Source organism: Granulicella mallensis MP5ACTX8, assembly GCF_000178955.2.
Lineage (GTDB): Bacteria > Acidobacteriota > Terriglobia > Terriglobales > Acidobacteriaceae > Granulicella > Granulicella mallensis.
On record NC_016631.1, the window covers coordinates 456,874 to 483,278 of the forward strand.

Genomic DNA, 26,405 nt, shown 5'->3' on the forward strand with positions numbered 1-26,405 from the left:
TTACTCTGATGCGGAGGCCGCGAGGCCATCCGTGGCATGAAAATCGTCGTGCTCTTTGCCCGACATACGAAGACGCAGCTTGTCGAGTGTGAGGTAGACGACCGGAGTCGTATAGAGCGTAAGCAGTTGGCTGACGATCAGGCCGCCGACGATGGTGATGCCCAGCGGACGGCGAAGCTCGGATCCCGTGCCTGTTCCAAAGGCCAGGGGAAGAGCGCCGAAGAGTGCCGCCATGGTGGTCATCAAAATGGGGCGGAAACGCAGCATGCAGGCTTCGAAGATGGCGTCTTCCGTATTCATTCCGCCTTCGCGTTCCTGCTGCAGGGCGAAGTCGATCATCATGATGGCGTTCTTCTTAACGATACCGATTAAGAGAACGATGCCTATGATCGAGATGACGTTCAGGTCTTCCTTGAAGAGCATCAGCGCCAGCATGGCGCCCACACTTGCCGAAGGCAGGGTGGACAGGATGGTGAGCGGGTGCATCAGGCTCTCATACAGTACGCCCAGAACGATATAGACCGCGATCAAGGCCGTCAACACCAACACCGGCTCGGTGCCGAGTGACTGCTGGTAGGCCTGCAGCGTTCCGGCGAAGAAGCCCTGGATCGACGTGGGCGTACCGAGCTTCTGCTGCATCTGCTCGATGGCCAGCGTGGCCTCGCTGAGCGAAACACCGGGCGCGAGATTGAACGACACCGTCACCGAAGGAAAGAGCCCGGTATGGTTGAGCGCCAGGGGAGTCGTATTGGCGCTGGCTCTGGCCATGGTGAAGAGCGGCGTGTTGCCGCTTGCTGTCTTGCTGCTGCTCGAAGCGTCGTGGAAGTAGATATTCTCCAACCCTTCTGGGTGGGCCCAGTATTGCGGGGCGACTTCCAGCACGACATAGTACTGGTTCAACTGCGTATAGATGAGCGAAACTTCCGACTGGCCAAAGGCTCCGTACAGGCCGTTATCCAGCGACTGGGCCGTCTGGCCGAGCTTTGCCGCCGTAACGCGATCGTAGGACAGCAACTCGTCAAGACCGCCGTTCTGTTGGTCGGAGCTCACATCCTGCAGGCCGTGAAGATGCGTCATCTGCTCCAGCAGCTTCGGTCCCCAGGTCTGGAGGTCGGTCACATTGTCGGCTTCGATGGTGTATTGATAGAGCGCATTACTGGAGCGGCCACCGATGCGCAGGTCCTGCGACGCCTGGAGAAAAGTAGAGGCTCCGGTCAGCTTGTTTAGCGGCGCGCGCAGGCGGTTGATGATGTCCGGGGCGCCGATCTTCCGGATATTCAAAGGCTTGAGGATGACGAAGAGGTTTCCGGTGTTGGTCGCGCCCTGGCCTCCGGTAAAGCCGATCACGTTCTGAACGGATGGATCTTTCTTGATGACTTCCTCAGCCTGCAGCAGAGAGGCATTCATCACCGGATAGGAGGCATCCTGGGGCCCGCGAATGGCTCCCGACAAGGTGCCTGTGTCCTGTTGCGGGAAGAAGCCCTTGGGGATCTTGATGATGATGACCACATTGAGCGCGATGGTCAAAAACAGAACGGTGAGGGTGAGCCCCGGATTTCCCAGCACCCAATGCAGGCTCTTTCGATAGATATTCAGGACCCAATCGAAAGCTCCCTCCATCGCCATGTAGAGCCGGCCATGCTTTTTGTTGTGCTCGCTCTTCAGGAGATAGGCGCACATCATGGGCGTTGTGGTCAGGGAGACCGCCATCGATACCAGGATGGCGGTAGAGAGCGTCACGGCAAACTCGCGGAAGAGACGGCCCACGATTCCGCCCATCAGCAGCAGCGGAATAAAGACCGCAATGAGCGAGATGCTGATGGACACCACGGTAAAGCCGATCTCTTGTGCCCCCTTCAGCGCTGCCGCGAAGGGGGCCACGCCATCTTCGATATGGCGCGTGATGTTCTCCATCACGACGATCGCGTCGTCCACCACGAAGCCGGTCGAGATCGTCAGGGCCATCAACGACAGGTTGTCGAGGCTGTAGCCGCACATGTACATGATCGCAAAGGTGCCGATCAGCGAAACCGGAACTGCCACGGCAGGAATGAGCGTCGCCCTGCCGTTGCGCAGGAAGATAAACACTACGACGATGACCAGGCAGACGGAGAGAATCAGCGTCCGTTCGACGTCATCCACTGAAGCGCGGATCGTCGTCGTGCGGTCCAGGACCTTCGTGATGGTGATGCCCTGCGGGATCGTCGCCTGGAGCGAGGGCATCTGCTCATCGATACGGTCGACCGTATCGATGATATTGGCGCCTGGCTGACGGAAGACGATGAGTACGATGGCGCGTTTGCCGTTCAGGTAGCCGCCGGCGCGCACGTTCTGCACGGAGTCGACGACATCGGACACGTCGGACAGGTGGATCGCCGTCCCGTTGTGGTAACCGACAATGAGCGGCTTGTACTCCTCGGCATGCGAGATCTGGCCGTTCACCACGATGTCGGCGCTGGCGTCGCCATTGGTAATCTGGCCACGCGCGAGATTGGTGTTTTGCAGGCTCAGCATGGCCTGCAGGTCCGACATCGCCAGCCCGTAGCTGGCGAGCTTGGTCGGATTAACCTCGACGCGGACCGAGGGCAGGGCACCGCCGCCGGCGCTTACCTGTCCTACACCCTCAATCTGCGACAGCTTCTGCTCCATGACGGTAGAGGCTTCGTCATAGAGCTTGTCCGGGCCGTAGATGTCGGACGTCAGGGCAATGATCATGATCGGCGAATCGGCCGGATTGACCTTGCGATACGTCGGGTTGCTGGGCAGGTTGGTGGGCAGATACGTCCGGGCGGCATTGATCGCCGCCTCCACGTCGCGCGCCGCGCCATCGATATTGCGGCTCAGGTCGAACTGGATGGTAATTGAGGTCGCGCCCAGGCTGCTGGACGAGGTCATCTCCGTTACGCCGGCGATGTGGCCGAACTGCCGCTCGAGAGGGGTCGCAATGGACGACGCCATAATGTCGGCACTCGCGCCCGGAAGGCTGGCACCGACAGAGATGGTAGGGAAGTCCACCTGGGGCAACGGGGAGACCGGCAGCACCGTGAACGCGATGGCTCCGGCGATCGCTACGGCAATCGTGAGCAGCGTTGTGGCTACCGGCCTATGGATGAACGGAGTGGAGAGACTCATGACAGTCCTGCCGGTTGAGGGGCATCGCCGTTGTGGGGCTCAACGTGGTCTTCCTTGGGCTTGCGCGAGAAGCGCTTCGCCAGGTTGTCGAAGAAGATATAGATAACCGGGGTCGTGTAGAGCGTCAGCACCTGGCTGAGCATCAAGCCGCCCACCATCGCAATACCGAGAGGCCTGCGCAGTTCGGAACCGATGCCGTGCCCGAACGCCAGCGGAAGACCGCCAAGCAGCGCCGCCATGGTGGTCATCATGATCGGACGGAAGCGCAGGAGGCAGGCCTCGTAGATCGCTTCGGTAGAGTTCTTTCCGTGGTGCCGCTCCGCCTCCAGGGCGAAGTCCACCATCATAATGCCGTTTTTCTTAACGATACCGATGAGCAGCACGATACCGATGATGGCCACGACGCTCAGATCCTGGTGGAAGAGGATGAGCGAAAGGAAGGCTCCTACACCGGCCGAGGGGAGAGTCGACAGAATCGTGATGGGGTGGATGAAGCTCTCATACAGAACGCCCAGAACGATATAAACAGTCACCAGTGCCGCAAGGATCAGAAGAGGCTCGTTGGAGAGGGAATTCCTGAAAGAGGCGGCGGTACCCTGGAAGTCGGCCTGCACGCTGGCCGGCATGTGCATGTCCTTCTGCACCTTGGTGATGGAGTCGATGGCGCCGCCGAGAGCGGCGTTCGGAGCCAGGTTGAAAGAGACGGTGATCGACGGGAACTGTCCCTGGTGCGCGATGGAGAGCGCTTCGGTCGTGGTCTCGAAGTGCGAGAAGGCGCTCAGCGGAACGGGGCTGCCGAAGGATGAGCTGGTCGTACCGGCCGAAGTCGCGCCGCCACTGGAAGCCGCCGTGCTCGAAGTAAGAGCGTTGACTGCCGGTGAAAGAGTGTTTGCGGAAGGCGTAAAGAGCGCGGAGCCGGTAAGGGCATTCGATCCGGCGGAAGTGGAGCCGTTCCCCGAAGAGGTGGAAGCGCCCGCTCCGCTGGCCCCTGAAGAGGCGTTGGACTGGATGTACAGGTGATTCAGCTTGTTGGGGTCGAGCTGGAACTGTGGCTGGGCCTCGAGAATCACGTGGTACTGATTCAACTGCGTGTACATCGTGTTGATCTGCCGCTGACCGAAGGCGTCGTAAAGCGTGTTATCGACGGTCGTCGGAGCGATGCCCATGCGGGAAGCGGTGGGACGATCCAGCACGAGGGATACCGCGAGGCCACCCATCTGCTGATCGGTAGCCACGTCTTCCAGCTCAGGCAATTGCTTCAGCTTCGTCACGAAGCGGGCCGTCCAGTCATTCAGTTCGTTTTGGTCGGGATCTTCCAGCGTGTACTGGTACTGGGTGCGGCTGACGCGGTCATCGACCGTGATGTTCTGCACCGGCTGCATGAAGAGTTGAATGCCGTCTACCTTGCTCAAGCTCGACTGGAGTCTGCGGATGACGTCCGAAGCGCTCAGGTTGCGCTGCTCGAGTGGCTTGAGGTTGATCGACATGCGGCCGCTGTTGAGCGTGGTGTTGGTGCCGTCGGGGCCGATAAAGGAAGACAGGCTCTCAACCGCGGGGTCCTGAAGAATGATGTTGGCCAGGTCCTGCTGCTTCTTCGCCATGGCCTTTGTGCCGATGGTGGGAGGAGCCTGCGAGATGCCCTGGATGACGCCGGTGTCCTGTACAGGGAAGAAGCCCTTGGGAATGATGATGTACAGGTAGATCGTGAGCATCAAAGTGGCGAGCGCAACGAAGAGGGTGATCGTCTGAAACCGCAGAACGAAGCTCAGCGTGCGTCCGTAGAACGCGATCATCCACTCGAAGACACGCTCTGAGGCCTGGTAGAAGCGTCCCTGGGTGGCTTCGGGATCGTGTTTCAGGATGCGCGAAGCCATCATTGGCGTGAGCGTCAGCGAAACCACGGCGGAGATCACGATGGTGACGGCCAGGGTGACGGCGAACTCGCGGAAGAGACGGCCGACGACATCGCCCATGAAGAGCAGTGGAATCAGCACGGCGATCAGCGAAACCGTCAGCGAGAGAATGGTGAAGCCGATCTGCTCGGCGCCCTTCAGCGCGGCCTGCATCGGCGAGTCGCCCTCTTCCAGGTAGCGCGAGATGTTCTCCACCATGACGATCGCGTCGTCGACGACGAAGCCCGTCGAGATGGTCAACGCCATGAGCGACAGGTTGTCGAGGCTGTATCCCAGGGCGTACATCGCCGCGAAGGTGCCGACCAGCGACAGGGGCACGGCGACGCTCGGAATGATGGTGGCGTACAGATTGCGCAGGAAGAGGAAGATGACGAGGACGACCAGTCCGATCGTCAGCATGAGTTCAAACTCAACGTCATCGACGGACGCCTGGATGGGAGTGGTCAAATCGGTGAGCGTGGTGACCTGGATGCCCTTGGGCAGGTTCGCTTCCAGTTGCGGCAGCAGGGCCTTGATGCTCTTGACGACGCTGATGGTGTTGCCGCCGGGCTGTCGCTGCACGTTGAGGATGATGGCCGGCGTCTGGTTCATCCAGGCTGCCTGCGTGGTGTTTTCCACCCCATCCACGATGGTAGCGACGTCGGTCAGCATGACCGGTGCGCCATTGCGATACGCCACTACAACTTTCTTGTAGTCGTCGCTGGTCACGAGCTGGTCGTTCGCGTCGATCTGGTAGTCCTGCCGGGGCCCATCGAAGTTGCCCTTGGCGGCGTTGACGCTGGACTGCGAGACCGCCGTGCGGAGGTCTTCGAGGTTGATTCCGTAGGAAGACAGCGCGGTCGGATTGACCTGGATACGAACGGCCGGCTTCTGGCCGCCGCTGATGCTTACAAGGCCTACACCGCTGAGCTGCGAGATCTTAGGCGCCAGCCGGGTGTCGACGAGGTCTTCCACCTGCGAGAGGGGAATCGTGTTGGAGGTAACCGCCAGCGTCAGTACGGGAGCGTCGGCGGGGTTCGTCTTGCTGTAGATCGGCGGTGCCGGCAGGTTCGCGGGGAGGAAGCTCTGCGCGGCATTGATCGCCGACTGTACTTCTTCTTCCGCGATATCGATGTTCAGGCTCAGGTTGAACTGCAGCACGATCACCGAGTTGCCGCCGGCGCTCGTGGAGGTCATCTGGCTCAGGCCCTGCATCTCGCCGAACTGCCGTTCAAGCGGAGCGGTGACCGTGGTGGCCATGACGTCCGGGCTGGCGCCCGGATAGAACGTGAGCACCTGGATCGTCGGATAATCGACCTCCGGCAACGCGGAGACGGGGAGCTGCGTATAACCGACAATGCCAACCAGCAGAATTGCCGCCATGAGCAGCGCCGTCGCAACAGGACGGAGAATAAATGGGCGTGAAGGACTCAAGGAGCGGTACTCCCAGTGGTGCCGCTGGTCGGAACCGGTTGTTTGGAGATGACGACCTTGGCCTTGTCCTGGAGCTTGTCGAAGCTGCTGTCAGCCAGAACATCTCCAGGATTGATGCCGGTGACTTCGGTAGTATCGCCGTCGGTCACACCTGCCTTGACGTTCTTCAGGTGGGCGACGTTGTCCTGGATGACATAGACAAACGCCACCTGGCCGTTATGCTGAATGGCCGAGGTCGGCACCAGCGTAGCGTTCTGCAGGGTGTTCACGAGCAGGCGGGTATTCACGAACTCGTTGGGATAGAGAACAGAGTCCTTGTTGTCGAACGAAGCGCGGGCCTTTACGGTTCCGGTCGTCGTGTCGATCTGGTTGTCCAGGGTCAGCAGGCTGCCGCTCGTAATCTGCTTCAGGCCGGTCCGGTCATAGGCATCCACGTCCAGCTTGGCCTTCTTGCGCAGCGCAGGCTGTACCTGTCCGAGATAGTCTTCGGGGATGGTGAAGATGACGGTGATCGGCTGAATCTGCGTGATCAGCGCGAGGGTCGTGCCGCCGGTCGATTGAACGACATTGCCCGGATCCACCAGCCGCAAGCCAACCCGCCCGGTGAAGGGGGCGACAATGTGGCAGTAATCTACCTGGATCTGGTCGAACTGGACCGTTCCCTGGTCGTTCTTGACGGTTCCCTGATCCTGCAGAACGATCTTTTCCTGATCGTCCAGTGTCTGTTTGGGAATGGCGTTCTTGGCCCAGGCAGCCTGATAGCGCTCCAGGTCCATCTGCGCCTGCGCGAGAACGGCCTGATCCTTCTCCAGGGTGCCTTGTGCTTCCAGCAGGGTGGCGCGATAGATCCGCGAATCGATATCGATTAGCGGATCGCCCTTGCGCACGAGCTGACCCTCTTTATAGTGCACCGCCGTGACGATGCCGTTCACCTGGCTGGTGATGGAGGAGGTGTAGACGGGCGTGACGGTTCCAATGGAATCAAGATAGACCCCGATGTTGCCCTGCCGTGCCGTGACGGTGGTGATCGTCGCGGTTCCGCCGGCGGCATGACGCCCGGTTGCTGGCTTCGGCTCATCGTGGTGACGCAGAACCAGAAAGAATCCCACACCGAAGATGAGGAGTAAAAGGACCCATACGATCAACCTCACCACTCCGCTTTGTTTGGGCTTCTCTGGTGGGGGGGCGGGTAGTTGATGATCGGTGCCGATAATCGGGCGCTCATTCGAATCAGATTGCAACGGTGTCTCCTGACCAAGGACGAAGGATCATATCGTACTACGCAGTTTTGTCTCTCATGTGAAAGACGAATGAGCCCTTTCAGCAGTTGCAAAGCCTGAATCAGTCTCAATCCGAGATTGCCAGACACCTGAGACAGGAAGCAACTTTTATCACTGACTACTGCTTCATAGGGTTGAGTTACAACGAAGGACGGTCATTCCGTGTACGTCACGACTGCGGTGGATATTTCTTAAAATGCGGGGTGAAGCAGGTTGTGGTTGCGCCAGTGCCGAAAAGCTCTTAAGAGTTGCCTGTTTTGGGCCAGCCTGCAACACTTTGATCATACTGGCAGGTATAGTGACGCAGAGGGGTAGCTGAAGGTTTCCAACGCGAAATTGCAGGAAATCGATAATCGGGCTGCGGCAATGCCTCAAGACAGGGAGCGTGGCGAAGAAGTGACGAATCAGGGAGGCAACAGGGATACGCCCCCGGTTCTGTCCGCCGGGTTGCCAGTGTGCGTCGATCTGGACGGCACGTTGGTCAGGTCTGACACGCTTGTTGACTCGGTGCTGGCCATTGCGCGCCAGCGCCCTCAGGATCTATGGCGCATTCCTGGCTGGATCGCCCAGGGAAAAGCCGCCTTCAAGCGGCAGGTGACCTCGGCGGTGGAGCTCGATGTCGAGCACCTGCCCTACAACCTTCCTCTCTTGGAGTGGCTCCGCCAGCAGGCGGCTGAAGGCCGTGAGCTCTATCTGGCTACGGCGGCCGACCGTGCCCTGGCCGATCGTGTCGCAGCGTATCTCGGGATCTTCCGGGGCGTCCTGGCCTCGGATGGCGCAACGAACCTCGCTGGCGGCAACAAGCTGGCGGCGTTTCGTGACAGCTTCGGCAGCCATTTTTGCTATATCGGCAACGCCCGGCCCGACGCCGAGGTGCTGGCAGCCTGCGAGTCGCCGATGGTCGCCAACCCGGACAGCGCCCTGGTCTCCGCGATGCGGCGAGCGGGAACCGTTCCGGTAGCAGTCTTCGACGACCGCACGCCCAGGTTCAAGAGCTGGCTGAAGGCCATACGGTTGCACCAGTGGGCCAAGAACACCTTGATCTTCGTCCCCCTGCTGCTGGCGCACGCCTGGAACGCGGATAACTTCGCGAGCACCTTCGCCGGGGCCGTTACCGCTTTCCTGAGCTTTGGTCTGTGTGCTTCCGCGACGTACATCATCAATGATTTATTGGATATAGAGGCCGACAGGAAGCATCCTCGCAAACGCCGCCGTCCCTTTGCGGCGGGTGATCTATCGGCGATCTCCGGCGCCGCGATGGTCGTGCTGATGCTGACAGCAGGATTGGCGCTGGCGATTGCCTTGCCCTTTATCGTGGACGCGGCCCCCGGGCCTTACTCGTTGGCGCAGCCCTACAGGTTTCTGGGATGGCTGATTCTTTACACGGTCACGACCCTGACGTACTCCCTGTATTTGAAGCGCAAGCTGCTCTGGGACGTCTTCGTGCTGAGCGGGCTGTACACGATCCGTATTCTTGCCGGAAGCGGTGCAACCGGAGTTCCGGTCTCGGCGTGGCTGGCGGGATTCAGTGTCTTCTTCTTCCTGTCGCTGGCCTTCGTCAAGCGCTTCAGCGAACTGGAAGGCCTGCAGGCCAGCGGGAAGGTGGTTCCCAACGGTCGAGGCTACTTCGTCACCGACCTGGAGCAATTGCGCGCGTTGGGAACTGGCGCGGCGTATGCGGCGGTTGTCGTCATGACGCTGTACATCAATAACCCTGAGAGCAAGCTGCTCTACAACCATCCCATCCGTCTCTGGCTGGTGGTTCCGGTGTTGCTGCTTTGGCTAAGCCAGGTATGGATGCTCGCCAGCCGCGGCGAAATGCACGACGATCCCGTGGTTTTTGCGATTACGGACAAGCGAAGCCTGCTGCTGGGCGTGCTGATGGCCGCCGTCATCTGGTGGGCACTATAGTGCCGGTTTAGAATGAGAGTTCGACGTAAGGAAAACCGTTGAATATTCCGCAACTTACAGATTTCACTGAGGCATCTCTGGATGCCGCCTTCGCCGCTGTTCGCAGCGAAGCTGACGCCACGGTAGCCGCTCCCGGCTTCGACGCCGAGCAGTTCCGTCTGGAATGGCTGGGCCGCAAGCAGGGTCACCTGAAGGCGATCTCCGATGCGTGGCTCAAAGCCGCGCCACCCGAGGCGAAGAAACTCATCGGCCAGCGCTTCAACGCGCTCAAGGAGCAGATCGAAGGCTCCCTGGCTTCGGCCGGCACGGCGGAGACCAAGCCTGCAGCAGCGGGGCTGGACGTCACTCTGCCCGGCAGCGCACAGCGCCTCGGGGTTGAGCATCCGCTGGTCAGGACAATGGCCGAGATCGTCGGAGTCTTCCAGCGCATGGGCTACTCCGTGGGCCTGGGGCCGGAGGTCGAGAGCGACTTCTACAACTTCGAGAGCCTGAACTTTCCGCCGAACCATCCGGCCCGCGATACGCAGGACACCCTGGTCGTCGCCGAGCAGGAGGGCAAGCCGCTACGCGAGCGTCTGCTGATGCGCACGCACACCTCCCCGGTACAGATTCGCTCCATGCTGGAGCAGGCTCCGCCGCTACGGCTGGTGATTCCGGGCAAGGTGCATCGCAACGATGCCGCCGACGCCACACACTCGCCGGTCTTCCACCAGGTCGAGGGTCTGTGTGTGGATACGAACATCACCTTCAGCGACCTGAAGGGCACGCTCGACCACGCGATGAAGGCCTTTTTCGGCTCCGCGGTCAAGACGCGCTTCTTCCCGTCGTTCTTTCCGTTCACCGAGCCCAGCGCGGACGTGCAGATCTCGTGCATCTTCTGCGGTGGCAAGGGCTGCCGCAAGTGCAAGCACTCGGGCTGGATCGAGCTGCTGGGCTGCGGCATGGTGGACCCTGCGGTATTCGAGGCAGTAAATAAGCGCCGCATCGAACTGGGCCGCGACCCGGTCTATGACACGCGCCGCATCAGCGGCTTCGCCTTTGGCATGGGCGTCGACCGCATCGCCATGATGAAGTACGGCATCTCAGACATCGGTCTCCTGTACTCCGGAGACATGCGCTTTTTGGAGCAGTTCGCTTGAGAGCGAGTCAGCGAGTCAGCGAGTCAGCAAGTCAGCGAAGGACACGGCACTTCAGAGACTTGATTGCCTGGCAGAAGGCAATGAGCCTGGCGAAGAATGTCTATACGCTGACCGCAGTCTTTCCGGACTCTGAACGATACGGCCTCATCTCTCAGATGAGACGAGCTGCTGTCTCAGTGCCAAGTAATATCGCGGAAGGCCACGGGCGTTTGACAGATCGCAGTTTTCGACTCTTCCTCGCGCAGGCGCGTGGGTCCTTGTTTGAATTAGAGACACAGTTGGAACTCGCAATCGATTTGAAGTTTTGTGTTCGGGAAGTGGCCGCCGCCCTGCTTGCAGACTGCAATGAAGTGGCACGCATTATCAATGGGCTACTGAAAACACTGGAGGAAGAAAACGGCGCAGCCGCAAACAGCTGACTTGCTGACTTGCTGACTCGCTGACTCGCTATTTATGAATATCCTGACGAAGTGGTTGCGGTCCTATCTTCCTGAACTGCCTGTTGACGACAGGCAGCTCGCTGAAGACCTTACGCTACGCGGTATTGCTGTTGAAGGTGAGTTCGACGCCTCTTGTGGCGGTGCGCGCTACGAGATGGACATCACGACCAACCGTGTCGATGCGATGAACCATTACGGCGTCGCACGCGAAGCTGCGGCAATCTACGATGTGGCGCTTGCACCGCTGAATGAAGGAACTGCCGCCCCCATCGTTGAAACCGTTGCAGGTGAAGGTTTCCCGGTACGTATCGAGGCGCGCGACCTATGCGGACGCTTTACCGCTCGCGTGATTCGCGGCGTTACGGTTGGTCCTGCAAAGGGTCTTGTCGCCGAGTACTTCGCCGCGCTGGGGCAGAAGCCGATCTCCGCTCCGGTGGATGTGACGAACTTCGGCTGGCTCGCGATGGGGCAGCCTACGCACGTATTCGATCTCGACACCCTTGAGGGCGGCATCGTCGTCCGCCGTGCGAAGGCCGGCGAGAAGCTGCGGCTGCTCGACGGCACCGAGCGCACGCTCGTGGCGGACGACCTGGTGGTTGCCGACGAAAAGAAGGCGCTGGGCTTGGCGGGTGTGATGGGTGGATGGGACTCGCGCGTAACCGAGACCACGAAGAACATCCTCGTCGAGGCCGCCTGGTTCGATCCGGCGACGATTCGCGCGAGTTCGCGCCGTCACGGGCTGCATACCGACGCGAGCCATCGCTTTGAACGCGGGGCGGACTTCAATGCCGCGCCGCTGGGAAACCATCTGGTTACACGCCTGGTCGTCGAGCAATCGGGCGGCGAGGTTGTTGGCCCGCTTGTGGATGTGATCGTCCCGGAGCTGCAGGCAAAGACCTCCGAGCGCGCTCCGATTGTGCTTCGCGTCAGCGAGGTGCAGCGGCACCTGGGCACGACACTTGAAGATGCCACGTGGAGCGGTGGTGAGAACACCTCGGGGCTAAGTGAAAACGTCGTCGAGCAATATCTCGGAGCCCTGGGTTGCGTGCTTACGCCGACGGGTGCGGTCGCAGGCGAGTACGGCGTCCAGCTGCCGAGCTGGCGTCTCGACCTCGAACGCGAGATCGACCTCATCGAAGAGGTGGCGCGCGTCTACGGCTACAACAAGTTTGCCGACACGCTGCCCACGTTTGCCGGCACGGTCGTCGAACAGCCGCACGCGGAGCAGGAGCACACGATTCGCGAGACCCTGCGCTCGCTCGGCTTCAGCGAGGCGATCTCCAGCACGTTTACCTCCGCCGAAGAGGCCGCGACGTTCGGCGATGCGAAGACCGGTGCGGTGGCGATGGGCAACCCTCTCAGCGAAGAGGCCGGAATGCTGCGGCCGTCGCTGGTGCCGGGTATGGCCACGATGCTGGCTCACAACCTGCATCGCGACGTAACGGATGTGCGGTTGTTCGAGATGGGCACGGTCTTTACCGGATCGACCGCCGAGGTGAGGGAACACACAGGACTCGCTCTGGGCGCGACCGGAGCGGCTGTTGCTACTTCGTTATACGGCGCGCAGGATGCGTTGTTCTACGAGATGAAGGGCGCCATTGAGCGTCTGCTCGCAAAGTTTGCAGGGTCTGTGCGGTTCGACGCCGAATCGCTTCCGGCATGGATCGAGCCCGGACGCGGAGCGCGAGCTCTGCTGGAGGGCGAAGTCGTCGCGGTCTTCGGAGAACTGAGCGCGGCCGAGTCGCAGCGCCGCAAGCTGCGCCAGACCTGCGTATTTGCCGAGGTCCGCGCGGAACTCCTCTTGCTCCGTACGCTGCGCCAGCCGGTCTCGCGGGAGATCTCGCGCTACCAGGCTGTCGAGCGGGACTTCTCGTTTGTCTTCCCGGACGCCGTGCGCTGGGAGCAGATCGCGGAAGCCTTGCGTGGCCTGAACATCGCCGAGACGCAGCGCATCGCGCCGGTGGAGATCTTCCGCGACGCCAAGGGCAAGGCGGTTGCTGCCGGACACTACTCGGCCCTGGTGCGAGTGGTGTTCCAGTCGAACGAGCGCACGCTGACCGAGGAAGATCTTGGCGGTTGGTCGGAGAAGACGGTGAGTGCGTTGGTTGGTTTGGGTGGAGCACAACGCGCGTAGAGGGCATAGCGCTTTTAGCTTTTGTCGTTGCCTGTTTTTCGTCGTCATCCTGAGCGGTACGCGAAGGACCCCCGCATTGCGGGTTGCCACAGAAGATCGTACCCACCAAGAATGTGCGGGTACGATCTCGTGGCCGTCCCATGCGCCTTGGTGCCACCACAAAATGTGGGGTTCCTTCGCCTACGGCTCAGGATGACGACGAAAAACGGACAACAGCTAAGGCAAATACAACATAAAGGCATTCAAAAAGGTTCCCCCTCGAATTCCATGCCTCAAATCCACTACGCAAATCGCTATACTTCGACCTGATTTACTGTAAGTTCGGAGGCAACGGAAAAGATGAGTTCATCGACCATCAGCGTGGACGAGTTCCAGGCGCTGGAACAGAAGGTACTGCAGACCGTCGAGCTCATCAAAAAAGAGCGTGAAGCTCGCGCTGTTGCCGAATCCGAACGTGACGCAGCGCGTACCGAGGCAGCTTCACTCCGCGAAAAGCTGGCTACTGCCAGCGGCGCGCAGGCCGAAGTGGAGAGCCTGAACCGCGAGCGTGAGGCTGTGAAGCTGCGCGTGGAGAAGATGCTCGCACAGATGGATGAACTTCTTTAGGAAATAAGGGTAGGAGTAGCGTTGGCGGAGATGCAACAAAGAAGTGCGGCGGAGGTTTCACGGTCCGAACTGGCGGCGCAGGCTGCAGGCGCGGTCGTGGTTGAAATCTACGACCAGGTCTATCAACTGCGGGGAACCGACCCTGCCTATATCGAGAAGCTTGCGGGCATCGTCGATGCCAAGATGCGTGCCGTATCCGCGCATGGCGCGACGGTCGATTCGTTGCGCGTAGCCGTGCTGGCGGCGCTGAACATCGCCGATGAACTGGTGGCCTTACGCGCGCGGTTCGACACCCTGAACAGCAGCCTGAACCAGGCGCAGAACTCGACGCGAACCCGCGCGGGATCGCTGATGGGCATGCTGGATGAAGTGCTGACCGAGCGCAAGGCCGGCTAAACAGCTCTTCTGTTCTCTCGTATCACACCAGAATGATCAACGGGGGAGACTCATCTCCTCACCGTTGACCTCCAGGCATCGGTATTCAGCTTCTTCGCATGATTCCGTCGTTAAAGTTGGGGCTCGAACTCGGAGCGCTCCTTTGTCGGCTTATAGGCGCTCCAGGCGTCCTTCCATTTTTTGACGGCTCCTGTTTCCGTGCCGCCCTTCGATGAGGGCATGGTCGTTTCTCTGACCGCATCATCCCAGGGCGCCCCACAAGGCAGAATTGTCCCAGCAGTATTCGACAACCAGAATTGGACGCCCTGACTTACCAGAGGATTTTTGCGGTTGCGATAAACCCATCGGAGCTCCGAATGAGTGATCGTTCGCTCTTTGTCTATGCCTCCTGGCGCTTTACCTCTTGGATCATCTTCAGCAAGAACTTTGCCGGCGGCATCAGTAAATTTGTGAGTCTTTGTCACGACTGCAGCCATATCGATATCGTCCAGAACGAAATGGATGTGACCCACATTGTTCCTCAGGGCCCAGTCCAATCCAAACTTCGATTTCGCACGCCATGCAGCGTTCAACTCCACGTCAGTCGCTTGCGGGTCATTGGCAAAACTTTCGTCGTCGAAGCCGTATTTCGCTATTTTCGAGTAGTAATCCTTATATTGGGGGTGCTTTTTATTTTTCGCCAGAAACTGCTGCCAAGAGGCCTTTGCTACGGTTGGCGCCCCCTCCGCTATAGCTACACTCTTCTTGAACATGTCGACGGTTACAGCTCGACCATCCCCAGTCGAGATCTCATTCACGAACTTCATGATAAGTCTTCTGCGCGACGGGGAAAATCCATAAACTAGATCTCCTGACGTGTAAGTGTTTTTGAACGGCGAGTTAAATGGCATAGATCTTCCTTGCTTCGACTTTCACCTGGATTGCACCCATCTTCTGGCTGCGAACGGTGTGAATATCCGCGTTATACCCGCTTCTCCATGGAAGCGATGTACGACCTCTAGCAATTGGTCACGGTCTCCTGCCAGCCGCTGCACAACTGTCCCGCCTGGAATCACTCTTGCCTCGGAACGTTGTCGACATTGTTCGTACTGTCCACCTCAGTTTGCGTGCTGAAAGTGATAACACTCGCTGCTCAGATTTATTCCTGATGACCGGGTGTGCAGGTGCAGGTCGGTAAGACGAGACGGCTCAAATCCATAAAATTTAGCTCTGACAACGAGCCATTCTGAAGAGTTCGAGAATATTCAGGAAAGTTTCTTGCGAATCGCATTCCAACGCGGGATGATGCTCACACACGGAGAGTATGTGATGAATCGGATGTTGCAAGGTCTTGTCTTGTTGTTTGCCGTTGGAACGATCTCCGCGCAGGTGCCGGACGCCGCGCAGAAACCCTTTGCCGACGGTGGAAAGTACGAGCAGGGCAAGCAGCTCTCTGCTGCCATGGACAGCTATCACGCTGCCTTGAAGGCCTCCGGTGGGCATTGCCTGCCGTGCCTGGATGCGTTGGCGCGCGTGCAGATGAACATGGAGCTGTACAAGGATTCGGCGGGCACAGCCGCGCAGATCGCAGCGCAGTCGCCGGATGCGAAGTCGAAGGCTGAAGCGGAGTTTCGCGAAGGTCTGGCCTGGTTCCGGCTGTATTTTGCCCAGACCGAGGGCGAAGGCGCGATCGACAAAGATCCCAAACACGCGGCGAATTCGTTGAAGCAGGCCGAAGCGGCATTGAAGCAGGGAGAGACGGACGATCCAGGCGATGAGGTCGTGCGCATGCTGCACGGCCACGTGCTGGCCGAGATGAAGCACGACGAAGAGGCAAGCCGCGAGTTCACGGCCTGCGCTGCCGCCAGCGGAACCAGCCCGGAAGAGTGCGCCCGCGCCCAGCGCTTTGCGAAGGACGTATCGCTGGCCCGCGGAGAGCCTGTCCCGGCCTTTGAGGCGAAGACGATGGACGGCAAGACCGTATCGCTCGACTCGCTCGCGGGCAAGGTCGTCCTGGTGGACTTTTGGGCGACGTGGTGCACCTACTGCAAACGCGACTCCGACTACATCCAGTCGATGCTCGACTCCTTCGACGACGGCCGCTTCGTGCTGTTGGAGGTCAACGTGGACGAGAGCGAAGCGGCCTGGAAGCATTACGTGGAGGACGAACGCCTGCATGGCGTGCAGACGCGCGACGACAGCAAAGAGCTGCGCTCGCTGTTTCACGTGAGCGGCTATCCGACGTACGTGATCTTCGACGGCGACGGCATCGTGCGAGAGCGTGCCGTGGGCATTGAGGGCGATCTGCGAGGCACAGTACGCAAGCTGCTGGCGACGGTTCCAGCCGTGCCTGCGGACGCGCGTACGCTGCTTCCAAAGCCGGCGGCTGAGTAAGCTCAATACCGACGAATCACATATTTCGTCCCCCACACAGAAACGTCATCCTGAGCGGAGCGCCTCGCGTTTTTTGCGAGGTGCGCAGTCGAAGGACCCCGAAGGACTTGATCTCACCCATGATCTCGGGACCTTTTCCAGCACGAAGATCCAGACTCGAACGTTCGGGGTAGAAAAGGGGCGAAGGACATGGGCAGGATTGCAACCCTCGGGGTCCTTCGACTCCGCGTCCCCAAAGGCGGGACGCTGCGCTCAGGATGACGCTTCTGTGGAAGGGGCAAGGCAAAAGCTATGTTTGGAAGAAAACATAGCCCTTCCTTCATAAATAGCGATAAAAATCAACCGGCGCGGCGCAGTTGCACATTGCCGCGCCGACCATTAGCATCCATCAGAGAGACCGGCCTGCAAAGCAGGTACACGAACAACGCAGGTTGAACCAATAATCATTGAACAGGGGTCCAGCTCGTATACATGGCTCGGTGTGCTAGGTCCGCCAGTCCGGAAAGCCTAAAGAGCCACGGCCGGGTCCCACCGTCTTAGACGGGTTCACCTGCGCTTCGATGTACGGCCCCGTGGGTCGGTCTTTGCTTTACTTCCAGCCTCCTTACGCCAATCGACCGTTGTAGACGCGTATCCTCAAGAGTGATGAATTTTCTGTTCCATGCGACGGCGATGCTCGTGCCGGGATTTCTGCGTCTCGGGCGGCTGCACCTGCCGGTCTACGGCCTCTTTGCCGCGGCAGGGCTGGTCGCGGCCCTGGCCCTGAGCCAGCGCACGGCTCGTCAGGTAGGAATTCCTGCGGAAAAGCTGTGGGACGCGGGCCTCTTCGGGATCGTCGCGGCGTTTATCGCCTCGCGGGCGCTGCTGGTGGCGATGGACCCGCATGCGTTCCTGAAGTATCCGCTGCTGGTGTTGGCGCTGCCTTCGCTGACCTATGGCGGCATGGCGCTGACCGGACTGCTGATGTTGGGCTATCTGCGCTGGAAGCGTCTGCCGCTAGGCGATGTGCTGGACGCCTGGGCTCCCTGCGCCGCGCTGCTGGCGGCGGTGCTCAGCCTGGGACACTTCGTCGAAGGCACGGAAGCCGGAATGCCGACACGGCTGCCCTGGGGCGTCATCACGCCGGGCGATACCGTGCTGGGGCACGTGCATCCGGTGCAGCTTTATGCCATGGCCATAGCGCTGGTGTTGTGCGTAGTGCTGCTGAGAGTGCTCGCACGCAGGCGTTACGCGGGTGAAGTTGCTGGTATCGGATTGCTGGTGGGCGGGGCTATCGCGTTTTTACTCGATATGCTGACCCAGCCGGTGGAAAGCCTTGGCGACGGTTGGCTCGATCCGGGACAGTGGATTGCGCTGGGCGCAATAGTCGTAGGCGCAATGATCTTCACACTGAGATCTCCTGCATCGCAGGAGAAGTTCGTTCTAGCTACTGAATCACGGATCGTCACGACGTCCGAAGGCTGAAGGCCCCGATATCGATGAAACAATCGATGAGTCGGGCTTTTAGCCCTTACAGATCTTCCCGGCCATTCTCCCTGGAGCGTCACCCCAGGCTGTATGAGCCGGGCCGTTGGCCCTGAAACATCCTGTGGCTTGGTTAGAAGCACACTTGGAATAGGGGACTCAACAGAAGGAGTTGGCCTCCATGCCATCGAAGAACATGCTGCCCAAGGGGCAGAGACGTCGCACTGTAAAACACGAGTACCGCGCACAACGCACCCTGGCCCAGGAGCGCGAAGCCGCCCTGCGCGCCGCCGGTGAGCTCGACGAGGAGGCCGCGCCCGCAACGTACGACACGGCGGAGTTCAACGCGCCCAGTTCGGCCCCCCTGCACACTTCTCCCTTTGCCAACGTGCCCGGGCTGGTGACAAGCGGCCCGAGCGGGGGCAAGCATCCGCAGGAGGAGCAATCCCCCCGGCGCTATCCCGCACCCTATGTATTCGAGGACGAGGCTCCCGAGATCCAGGTGCTCGACGACCTGGAGGCTGAAGACGGCGTACGCAGCTTCACGGTCGAGCCTGCGGCGAAGGAGATGCGCCTCGACGCCTATCTGGCAAAGGCCATTCCCGACATCAGCCGCGCCCGCGTGGTGCTGCTGATTGAAAAAGGCCAGGTGACCGTCGATGGCAATCCCGGCAAGGGCAAGCAGAAGCTCAAGGGCGGCGAGATGATCGAGATCGAAGGCGAGCCGCGTCCCGAGCCGCTGCACGCCCAGCCGGAAGATATTCCGCTGACCATCGTCTATGAAGACGACGATCTGGCCGTGGTCGATAAGGCCGCGGGCATGATGGTTCATGCGGGAGCGGGTGATTCCGAGCGCAATCGCGGAACGCTGGTCAATGCGCTGCTGTTCCACATGGGCAAGTCGCTGTCTCAGGTCAGCGGAGATCTGCGGCCGGGCATCGTGCATCGCCTGGACAAGCAGACCAGCGGGTTGATCGTCGTCGCCAAGAACGATTCGACGCACCGCAAGCTGAGCGAGATGTTCAGCGAGCGGCGGCTGCGCAAGGTGTACCTGGCGCTGGTGCATGGATGGATCGCACCCGCCACCGGAGCGCAGGACTCGGGCACGATCCAGTTGCCGATCAGCCGTGATCTCGTCCGCCGCATTCGCATGACCACACGCCGCTCGGGCGGCCGCAGCGCGGTCTCGCACTGGCGCGTGCTGGAGAAGATCTCCGGACCGTACGGCAAGTTCAGCTTGGTCGAGGTGCGCATCGAAACCGGCCGCACCCACCAGATTCGCGTTCATATGCAGGCGATCGGGCACCCGGTAGTCGGCGATTTCCTTTACGGAGCGCCGCACCGGATCAACCCGATTGGCGGCCCGCAGGCCGAAGTCGAGGGATTCGCCCTGGAGCGTAACTTCCTGCACGCCGCCGAACTGGAGTTCGTCCACCCTCGCACGGGGGAGAAGCTGGCCCTCGATGCAGCACTTCCCGAGGAACTGGTGCAGGTATTAGAGCGGGTTAGAGGCGCGAGTTGATACGATGGTTGGCATGAACATAAGCAGCAGAGCTCGCTGGGTCCTTCTTGCCCTGGCGTGCGTCACAGGCCCGCAGGCCGCAATCTCACAGACGACCACCCCGCAGCCCGCGGCTCCCCCCGTCACACCTTCCACGGCTCCTCAACAGCCGGCGACCACGCCTGCCACGACCCCGCAGTCTGCATCGCCCACACAGCCAAATTCCACAAGCCCCACAAGCCCGACAGGCTCCACGGCTGCCCCGCAGAGCTCCACGCCGACCCTGCAGCCGCGCTCCGATCAGGATGCCCAGGATGGCACCACGTTTACCCTTCACAGGAGCGTCAACGAAGTCGATCTGATCTTCACCGTGATGGGCAAGGACGGCCACTTCGTCTCCAACCTGCAGCAGCAGAACTTTGGTCTGCTCGACGATGGCAGACCGCCGCAGCACGTGCTTCGCTTCGCGCAGCAGACGAACCTTCCTCTGCGCGTCGGCATCATGCTCGACACCAGCAGCTCGATCCGGCAGCGCTTTGAGTTCGAGCAGCAGGCTGCGACCGACTTCCTGTTGCAGGTGCTGCATCCGGCTGATCGCGCCTTCGTCGAAGGCTTCGATGTGCAGATCAACATTGCGCAGGACTTCACCAACCGCATCGACATGCTGGACACCGGCATCCGCCGGCTCCGGCCAGGCGGCGGTACGGCACTCTTCGATTCGCTCTACCGGACCTGCAAGGACCAGATGCTGACGCTGCAGCAGGACGCCGAAGTGCGCAAGGCGATCGTGCTGGTGTCGGACGGCGATGACGATTACAGCCGCGTGCTCGAGACCGAAGCAATCAAGATGTGCCAGCGTGCGGAGACGATCGTTTACACCATCAGCACCAACGTCGGCCCCAGCAGGGACAAGGGCGACGATGTGCTGCAGCAGATCTCCGACGCTACCGGCGGGCAGTCGTTCTATCCCCAGCGCATCGACGATGTAGCGATCGGCTTCCGCAATATTGAAGAAGAGCTGCGCAGCCAGTATCTGCTGGTCTATGAGCCGGCGGACTTCAAACGCGACGGTTCGTTCCGCACCATCTACCTGCATTCGCTCGACCCGCGTTACGGCGTCCGCGCGAAGAAGGGGTACTTCTCTCCGCACGAGTAGTGCAGCGGCACCTGCGAAAAGGCTGAGTCCCAAAGGGGCTCAGCCTTTTCGTTTTGCTGTTGCTTTTCTTTGCCGTTATTTTTCGTGTTGTTGTTTTTCTTGTTGTCATTCCTGCAGGGAATCTGCTGTTTGCTCGTACCTGGCACTTCTTCGTGGGTGCAAACAGCTTGCGGCGGCATTGTTTCGTTAAGGGCATGGCTTCAGCCATGCCGTAAATAACAGGCCAAAGGCCATACCACTCTGCCGAAGGCGGGAGTGAAGCCCGCAGGGCGCAACGACTGAATTGCCTTCTTTGGTTGTGGCGAAACCAGTCATCCCTCGCTACGGATACATCCCTGTGAGCCTTGCACAGTCCTGGCCGCACAAATGAAAGCAATTCAGTCGTTCCGGCTGCGCCTCCACTTCAGCCTTCGGCAGAGCAGTAGGCTTTTCTGCCCAAACTTTACGGCATGATGCCCTTAACGAAACAAGCTGCCGCAAGCTATTCACATGGCTCAATCTTTATCTCGAACGGCAATTTGACGACACACCCTAGGTTGCCTCGCAAAATATCGGTCCTGCGCCGACAGAAAGCAGATTCCCTACGGGAATGACAACAAGAAGAACAAAACAGGTTAGGACATCTGTCTTGACTTCGCGCCTAGACAAGCCCCGTCAGCGCCAGCGCCTCATCCACTGTCGTCGCCACCAGCAATCTCTTGAGATTCCCCCGCAGCATGCCTTCCCGCTCGCACACATCGAGAAACTGCAGCATCGTGTCATAGAATCCCGCGACGTTCAGCAGGACGATAGGCTTCTCGTGCAGTTTCAGCGTCTGCCAGGCAAGCACCTCGAACAGCTCTTCAAACGTGCCGAAGCCGCCGGGCATCACGAGGAAGGCACTCGCCTTTTCGCCCATGAGCGCCTTGCGGGTGTGCATGGTGTCGACGACGTGCAGCTCCGAGATGCCCTCGTGTGCCACCTCGAGATCGACCAGCACATGCGGGATTACGCCAATCACGTGGCCTCCCGCAGCCAGCGTGGCGTCGGCGACCGCGCCCATCAGGCCGACCTTGGCTCCGCCATAGATCAGCCCCAGGTTGTGCGCTGCCAGTGCTCGACCCAGTTCTTCCGCAACCGCACGATACTCAGGCCGCGCGCCTTCAGCCGCCGCACAGAATACCGCAATACTTTTCTTCGCAACAGACTCCGTCATCGAGACAGAATACCGTTTTTGCAGTCGAGTATCATGGCTTTCTCGCCCTGCGGCGAGACTGGAGTCAGACGATGCGTACCTGCTTCTCTCGTTTTTCGTCTTGTGTCGTGATGCTGTTCTCCTTCGCCGCTCTGCTGGCCGCAACCAGCGCCGCAGCGCAGAACAAAGGCGAGCCGGGCAAGTTCGACTTCTATCTCATGAACCTCTCGTGGTCGCCGGAGTTCTGCTCGATACAGGGCGTCTCTCCGCAGTGCGCGGCGAAGCCCGGCTTCATTCTGCACGGACTGTGGGCGCAGAACAATGACGGCAGCTATCCTGTCTTCTGCAGCGAAGAGCACGGACCCGCAAAGCCGTCAGAGAATCTCGACCTTACGCCCGACCCCTCGCTGCTCGATCATGAGTGGGCCAAGCACGGCACCTGCTCCGCCGTTGGCCCGCAGCGTTTCTTCGCGATGGAACGCGAAGCCTATCACTCGTTGAAGATTCCGGCCGAGTTTGTCCATGTCGATCAAGAGATCAGCATGACGCCCGACAAGATTCTTGGTTTGTTTTATCGCGCCAACCCCGCGTATCCGCAAGGCAGCATTCTATTAAGCTGTGGGCGTAATCATCTGACGGCTATCGAAGCCTGCTTCAGCAAAGACCTGAAGCCGATTGTGTGCCAGGGGCTTCGCACCTGCCATGCGAACTCAGTCAAGATCACGCCACCGGGAACTGCAGCGCAATAGGAAATACGCTCCCGGCCCCTCGAAGAGCGGCGCCCAAATGGCGCACGCTCTTGCATCAACAGGATGCAACGGTATTGCAGGTTCAGTCTAGCGAAGTGCGAGTGTGGTGCCGTTCAACTGGTCCGAGACGGTCGTGATCACGGCACCGGCAGCGTAGCTGGACGAGGCTTCAACGGCAACGATCTGCTGACCTTCTGCAAGCTTTACATCCAGCGGCTTACCGGGCATCAGGGTCATCTCGCTGTCGCCGGCCTTCAGCTTCAGGGGGGCAGCGGTATCGTTGCGCAGCGTGAACTTTACGAGCTTGACCTTCGCGAAGATCGCGTTTACAGGCGTGTGGATTGCGGTGGGTGCGGCATACACAGCCTGCGCGGATACCAGCGAGGCTGCCATCAACATAACTCCAAATACAGAACGACGATTCATAACTGCTCCTTGAAAACACTTTGAGATTGGACCGTATTCTCTTGTTCAGGGAACCGGTCGCAAAGGTCAGTACGCAGCGGTTCCAGGAATGGTTCCGGTTTTTTCAGATAAAAGATCATCTTTTGCGATGCTGTCCCTTCTCCCTAACAAATAACGTTTGGCAACGGAAGATATTCCACTTCTGGGCGAAATGAAATATTGCGGCCCAGTGAATTCCTCAAGGGTGCCTCTAACGAACGATTCAATAGAGGGTCTAATTCGAGCGACAACCCCACCCCTGCAAAACTCAAAACCCCAGCCAGATAAAATAGAGATTGTGTCCGATCTTCTCGCCAATATGAATCCGCAACAGCGCGAAGGGATCACCTCGGTTGATGGGCCCGTACTGCTGCTCGCAGGCGCAGGTTCGGGTAAGACGAGGGTTATCACTCACCGCATTGCCTACTTAATCAAGGAGCGCGGAGCCGCGCCCGACAGCATTCTTGCCGTCACCTTCACCAACAAGGCCGCCAAAGAGATGGCCGAGCGCGTCGAGAAGATCCTCGGCCACTCCACGCTTGCCTCACCGACCCTCGCAACGTTCCACAGCTTCTGCGTGCGCGTACTGCGCCGCGATATCGAAGCACTGCGCGTGGGCAACGTTGGCCTCACACGTTCCTTCGCCATCTACGACGAGAACGATCAACAGGCCGTGGTGAAGCAGGCGCTCAAACGCCTGGGCATCGATGACAAGGCCTTGAAGCCGCGCGTGGCGCTGGGCCGCATCTCCTGGGCCAAGAACCACATGATCGACCCGCAGGAGTACTTCCTGGCCTCCACCAATCCGATGGAGGAGAAGATTGCGCATATCTTCGAGATCTACAAGAAGGAACTCGCCAAGGCCAACGCGCTCGACTTCGACGATCTGCTGCTTGAGACCGTGCGTCTGCTCAAGTCGTCTAGCGAGGTGCGCGAGCGCTACAACCGCAAGTACAAGTACCTGCTGATCGACGAATACCAGGACACCAACCGCCCACAGTATGAGTTGATGAAGCTGCTCGGCCGCCACGGCAACGTGTGCGTCGTCGGTGATGAAGACCAGTCGATCTACTCGTGGCGTGGCGCGGACATTCGCAACATCCTCGAGTTCGAAAAAGATTTTCCTGACGTCCGCACCATCCGGTTGGAGCAGAACTACCGCTCCACCCAGGTGATTCTCGAAGGTGCAAGCGCGGTCGTCGCGCAGAACACGCAGCGCAAGGGCAAGAATCTCTGGACGGCCCGCGAGGGCGGCTCGATGATCGGCTACTACGAGGCCCCGGACGGCGAGAACGAAGCGCTATTCATCGCCGACCGCATCAAGAAGTACCTCAAAGAAGCCGGCGCGAGCGAAGAGGAGCCTCGCTGTGCGGTGCTGTATCGCACCAACTCGCAGTCGCGACTGGTGGAAGAGGCGTTGCGCCGCTATCAGATTCAGTACCACATGGTCGGAGGCTTCAGCTTCTACGACCGCTCTGAAGTAAAGGACATCCTCAGCTACCTGAAGCTGGTGCAGAATCCGCATGACTCAGTAGCTCTCGGCCGCGTCGTGAACTCACCGCCGCGCGGCATCGGCAAGACCACGATGGACACGCTCGAGCGCATGGCGCTGACGGTGGGCATGAGCAGCTGGGATGCCATCGCGCGAGCCTCCGAGGAGAAGCTTTTGCCGGCACGAGCGCTGACAGCGCTCAACAGCTTTCGCAAGCTGATCGAAGACGCCAGGGCGATGCTTGGCCCGGACTTTGCTGCAGCCCTTACCGCGGATGCTGCAGGCTCAGAGCTCGCGACGGAGGACACACAACTGGAGGACGGAGACACAAGCTTCGATCCAGCCGCAACAGCCTCTGCCGACAGCGACACCAACTTCGACTTTGGCTTTGCCACCGAGGAGGGAACGCCGTCCACTATCGCAGCCAACGACGCGAACACCAGCTTCGATACAAGCTTCAACTTCGACTTCGACTTTGGTCCCAGCGAAGAGATCAGCACGGTCGCCCCGGAGAACGCTGCCGACTTCAATCCGTTTGCTCCCGTTCCGCTCAAGCTCTCTGCGAGCGACACGATCAAGGAACGCCTGCGTCAGCAGAACGCCGAAGCCCCGCAGGCGGAGGACGCACCCGCGCCCTTCCGCAAGCTTGGCGATCCGGCCACGCTGCCCGAGCTCATCAAGTTCCTCAACGAGCGCTCGGGCTACATCCGCGCCCTCGAAGACGAAGCCACGCCCGAGAGCTTCTCGCGCATCGAGAACCTGAAGGAACTCGCCAACGCCGCGCAGGATGCAACGTCGCGTGGCGAGACCCTGGCCGAGTTCCTGGACCACGCCGCGCTGGTCTCGGACGCCGACCAGTACTCCGCCGAGGCTCGCGTGACCCTGATGACGCTGCATGCGGCCAAGGGCCTGGAGTTTCCGCTGGTCTTTCTCACCGGCATGGAGGAGGGGCTCTTCCCGCACTCGCGTTCGGTCGTCGACCCGACGCAGATGGAAGAGGAGCGCCGGCTCTGCTACGTGGGCATGACCCGCGCGATGGACACGCTGGTCATGACGCGGGCACGCTATCGCCGCCGCTACGGCAACGACTCGCCGGAAGCCTCAATGCCGTCGCGCTTCCTCGAAGAAGTGCCCTCGAAGCTGGTCGAAGACCTCTCTCCGGCGGCCTACGGTGGAGCCTATGCAACGCCCTATCCTCAACGCGGCAAACGCTTTGGGGCAGGGGACGACGATTTTGGCGGCGAGCAGCACTATAGCTACGAGGATGAAGACCAATCAGGCGGCCGCGGTGGTTCGTCTGCGAAGTCCTATGCCTCCGAACGCTTTGGCGGCGCAAAACGAGGCACCGGCAGCGGCCCGCTGGACAACACCGCAGCCTTCTTCGGCAAGGGTGGAGCGGGCTTTAAACCGAGCGGATTGCAGTTCGGATTACGGCCCAAACCCGGGTCCGATGCCCCCGCTGGACGCACCGGAATGGGCAAAGGAGCCCGTGTGCGCCACCCCAAGTATGGGGAGGGTGTCATCTTTGCCCGCGAAGGCGATGGGGAAGATGCCAAGCTTACAGTACAATTTAGTAGCCACGGTATGAAAAAGCTGGTCGAGAAGTTCGCCCAGCTCGAGCGATTGTAAAAAGCAGGACCTCCTGTCTCGAGCGCCCGCGCCGGCAAAGATTCCAGAAAGTTCAGAGA

Annotated in this window: 18 protein-coding genes and 1 other RNA gene; 13 read left to right on the plus strand and 6 right to left on the minus strand. The window is 60.1% G+C overall.

Going from position 1 to position 26,405, the window contains the following annotated elements; translation table 11 throughout:
- From ACIX8_RS01925 to ACIX8_RS01935, 3 genes are read right to left on the minus strand one after another with little or no spacing between them, the layout of a single operon-like run.
- Nucleotides 1-3,132, minus strand: coding sequence for an efflux RND transporter permease subunit (locus ACIX8_RS01925; protein ID WP_014263630.1), 3,132 nt, complete (start codon nucleotides 3,130-3,132; stop codon nucleotides 1-3).
- The gene (locus tag ACIX8_RS01930) at nucleotides 3,129-6,458 is read right to left on the minus strand and encodes an efflux RND transporter permease subunit (RefSeq protein ID WP_014263631.1); all 3,330 of its coding nucleotides are present in this window, start codon (nucleotides 6,456-6,458) and stop codon (nucleotides 3,129-3,131) included. The genes ACIX8_RS01925 and ACIX8_RS01930 overlap by 4 nt, the downstream gene beginning before the upstream one ends.
- Nucleotides 6,455-7,699, minus strand: a complete 1,245-nt coding sequence (locus tag ACIX8_RS01935; protein WP_014263632.1) for an efflux RND transporter periplasmic adaptor subunit — start codon at nucleotides 7,697-7,699, stop codon at nucleotides 6,455-6,457. The genes ACIX8_RS01930 and ACIX8_RS01935 overlap by 4 nt, the downstream gene beginning before the upstream one ends.
- A gap of 435 nt (nucleotides 7,700-8,134) precedes the next feature.
- On the opposite strand from ACIX8_RS01935, the gene ACIX8_RS01940 reads away from it, so the two are divergent.
- The 6 genes from ACIX8_RS01940 (at nucleotide 8,135) to ACIX8_RS01965 (ending at nucleotide 14,364) form a co-directional block, all read left to right on the plus strand.
- Nucleotides 8,135-9,649, plus strand: coding sequence for a UbiA family prenyltransferase (locus ACIX8_RS01940; RefSeq protein ID WP_044177614.1), 1,515 nt, complete (start codon nucleotides 8,135-8,137; stop codon nucleotides 9,647-9,649).
- 38 nt (nucleotides 9,650-9,687) lie between these two features.
- On the plus strand, nucleotides 9,688-10,788 hold the full coding sequence (gene pheS / locus ACIX8_RS01945; protein ID WP_014263634.1) for a phenylalanine--tRNA ligase subunit alpha: 1,101 nt from the start codon (nucleotides 9,688-9,690) through the stop codon (nucleotides 10,786-10,788).
- Nucleotides 10,785-11,207, plus strand: a complete 423-nt coding sequence (locus ACIX8_RS01950) for a four helix bundle protein (RefSeq protein WP_014263635.1) — start codon at nucleotides 10,785-10,787, stop codon at nucleotides 11,205-11,207. The genes pheS and ACIX8_RS01950 overlap by 4 nt, the downstream gene beginning before the upstream one ends.
- Before the next feature lie 34 nt (nucleotides 11,208-11,241).
- Complete coding sequence (pheT, locus tag ACIX8_RS01955; RefSeq protein WP_014263636.1) at nucleotides 11,242-13,362, plus strand: phenylalanine--tRNA ligase subunit beta; 2,121 nt, start codon at nucleotides 11,242-11,244, stop codon at nucleotides 13,360-13,362.
- Nucleotides 13,363-13,701: 339 nt separating this feature from the next.
- A complete protein-coding gene (locus ACIX8_RS01960; RefSeq protein WP_014263637.1) occupies nucleotides 13,702-13,968 on the plus strand; it encodes a hypothetical protein in 267 nt (88 codons plus the stop codon).
- A gap of 30 nt (nucleotides 13,969-13,998) precedes the next feature.
- Entirely contained in the window at nucleotides 13,999-14,364 is a 366-nt protein-coding gene (locus ACIX8_RS01965) for a cell division protein ZapA (RefSeq protein WP_044176004.1), read from the plus strand.
- Between the two features lie 110 nt (nucleotides 14,365-14,474).
- Here the strand turns inward: ACIX8_RS01965 and ACIX8_RS01970 are convergent, their stop codons facing one another.
- On the minus strand, nucleotides 14,475-15,170 hold the full coding sequence (locus tag ACIX8_RS01970) for a hypothetical protein (protein ID WP_044176005.1): 696 nt from the start codon (nucleotides 15,168-15,170) through the stop codon (nucleotides 14,475-14,477).
- 451 nt (nucleotides 15,171-15,621) lie between these two features.
- On the opposite strand from ACIX8_RS01970, the gene ACIX8_RS24300 reads away from it, so the two are divergent.
- The 5 genes from ACIX8_RS24300 to ACIX8_RS01990 all read left to right on the plus strand — a co-directional run bounded on the left by ACIX8_RS24300 (nucleotide 15,622) and on the right by ACIX8_RS01990 (nucleotide 20,858).
- A complete protein-coding gene (locus ACIX8_RS24300) occupies nucleotides 15,622-16,737 on the plus strand; it encodes a TlpA disulfide reductase family protein (RefSeq protein WP_014263640.1) in 1,116 nt (371 codons plus the stop codon).
- 396 nt (nucleotides 16,738-17,133) lie between these two features.
- Nucleotides 17,134-17,320: non-coding RNA, 6S RNA (gene ssrS, locus ACIX8_RS25020), on the plus strand.
- A 62-nt stretch (nucleotides 17,321-17,382) separates the two neighbouring features.
- A complete protein-coding gene (locus ACIX8_RS01980; protein ID WP_014263641.1) occupies nucleotides 17,383-18,201 on the plus strand; it encodes a prolipoprotein diacylglyceryl transferase family protein in 819 nt (272 codons plus the stop codon).
- Nucleotides 18,202-18,382: 181 nt separating this feature from the next.
- A complete protein-coding gene (locus ACIX8_RS01985) occupies nucleotides 18,383-19,723 on the plus strand; it encodes an RluA family pseudouridine synthase (protein ID WP_014263642.1) in 1,341 nt (446 codons plus the stop codon).
- A gap of 13 nt (nucleotides 19,724-19,736) precedes the next feature.
- Nucleotides 19,737-20,858: a VWA domain-containing protein gene (locus ACIX8_RS01990; RefSeq protein ID WP_150110456.1), complete on the plus strand. Its 1,122-nt coding sequence runs from the start codon at nucleotides 19,737-19,739 to the stop codon at nucleotides 20,856-20,858.
- 640 nt (nucleotides 20,859-21,498) lie between these two features.
- On the opposite strand, the gene ACIX8_RS02000 is transcribed toward ACIX8_RS01990, so the two are convergent.
- Nucleotides 21,499-22,053, minus strand: coding sequence for an LOG family protein (locus ACIX8_RS02000; RefSeq protein WP_014263645.1), 555 nt, complete (start codon nucleotides 22,051-22,053; stop codon nucleotides 21,499-21,501).
- 71 nt (nucleotides 22,054-22,124) lie between these two features.
- Here ACIX8_RS02000 and ACIX8_RS02005 point away from each other — a divergent pair, with 71 nt between their 5' ends.
- Complete coding sequence (locus ACIX8_RS02005; RefSeq protein ID WP_014263646.1) at nucleotides 22,125-22,781, plus strand: ribonuclease T2 family protein; 657 nt, start codon at nucleotides 22,125-22,127, stop codon at nucleotides 22,779-22,781.
- Nucleotides 22,782-22,868: 87 nt separating this feature from the next.
- Here the strand turns inward: ACIX8_RS02005 and ACIX8_RS02010 are convergent, their stop codons facing one another.
- Complete coding sequence (locus tag ACIX8_RS02010) at nucleotides 22,869-23,207, minus strand: hypothetical protein (protein WP_014263647.1); 339 nt, start codon at nucleotides 23,205-23,207, stop codon at nucleotides 22,869-22,871.
- A gap of 337 nt (nucleotides 23,208-23,544) precedes the next feature.
- On the opposite strand from ACIX8_RS02010, the gene ACIX8_RS02015 reads away from it, so the two are divergent.
- Entirely contained in the window at nucleotides 23,545-26,346 is a 2,802-nt protein-coding gene (locus ACIX8_RS02015) for an ATP-dependent helicase (protein ID WP_044177622.1), read from the plus strand.
- Nucleotides 26,347-26,405: the final 59 nt, after the last annotated feature.

Excerpts from the sequence above, each read along its gene's own strand:
- ACIX8_RS01925 (WP_014263630.1), bottom strand. The coding sequence starts at position 3,132 with ATGAGTCTCTCCACTCCGTTCATCCATAGGCCGGTAGCCACAACGCTG.
- pheT (WP_014263636.1), top strand. The coding sequence starts at position 11,242 with ATGAATATCCTGACGAAGTGGTTGCGGTCCTATCTTCCTGAACTGCCT.
- ACIX8_RS01960 (WP_014263637.1), top strand. The coding sequence starts at position 13,702 with ATGAGTTCATCGACCATCAGCGTGGACGAGTTCCAGGCGCTGGAACAG.
- ACIX8_RS01965 (WP_044176004.1), top strand. The coding sequence starts at position 13,999 with ATGCAACAAAGAAGTGCGGCGGAGGTTTCACGGTCCGAACTGGCGGCG.
- ACIX8_RS01970 (WP_044176005.1), bottom strand. The coding sequence starts at position 15,170 with ATGAAGTTCGTGAATGAGATCTCGACTGGGGATGGTCGAGCTGTAACC.
- ACIX8_RS01980 (WP_014263641.1), top strand. The coding sequence starts at position 17,383 with ATGAATTTTCTGTTCCATGCGACGGCGATGCTCGTGCCGGGATTTCTG.
- ACIX8_RS01985 (WP_014263642.1), top strand. The coding sequence starts at position 18,383 with ATGCCATCGAAGAACATGCTGCCCAAGGGGCAGAGACGTCGCACTGTA.
- ACIX8_RS01990 (WP_150110456.1), top strand. The coding sequence starts at position 19,737 with ATGAACATAAGCAGCAGAGCTCGCTGGGTCCTTCTTGCCCTGGCGTGC.
- ACIX8_RS02000 (WP_014263645.1), bottom strand. The coding sequence starts at position 22,053 with ATGACGGAGTCTGTTGCGAAGAAAAGTATTGCGGTATTCTGTGCGGCG.
- ACIX8_RS02005 (WP_014263646.1), top strand. The coding sequence starts at position 22,125 with ATGCGTACCTGCTTCTCTCGTTTTTCGTCTTGTGTCGTGATGCTGTTC.
- ACIX8_RS02010 (WP_014263647.1), bottom strand. The coding sequence starts at position 23,207 with ATGAATCGTCGTTCTGTATTTGGAGTTATGTTGATGGCAGCCTCGCTG.
- ACIX8_RS02015 (WP_044177622.1), top strand. The coding sequence starts at position 23,545 with ATGAATCCGCAACAGCGCGAAGGGATCACCTCGGTTGATGGGCCCGTA.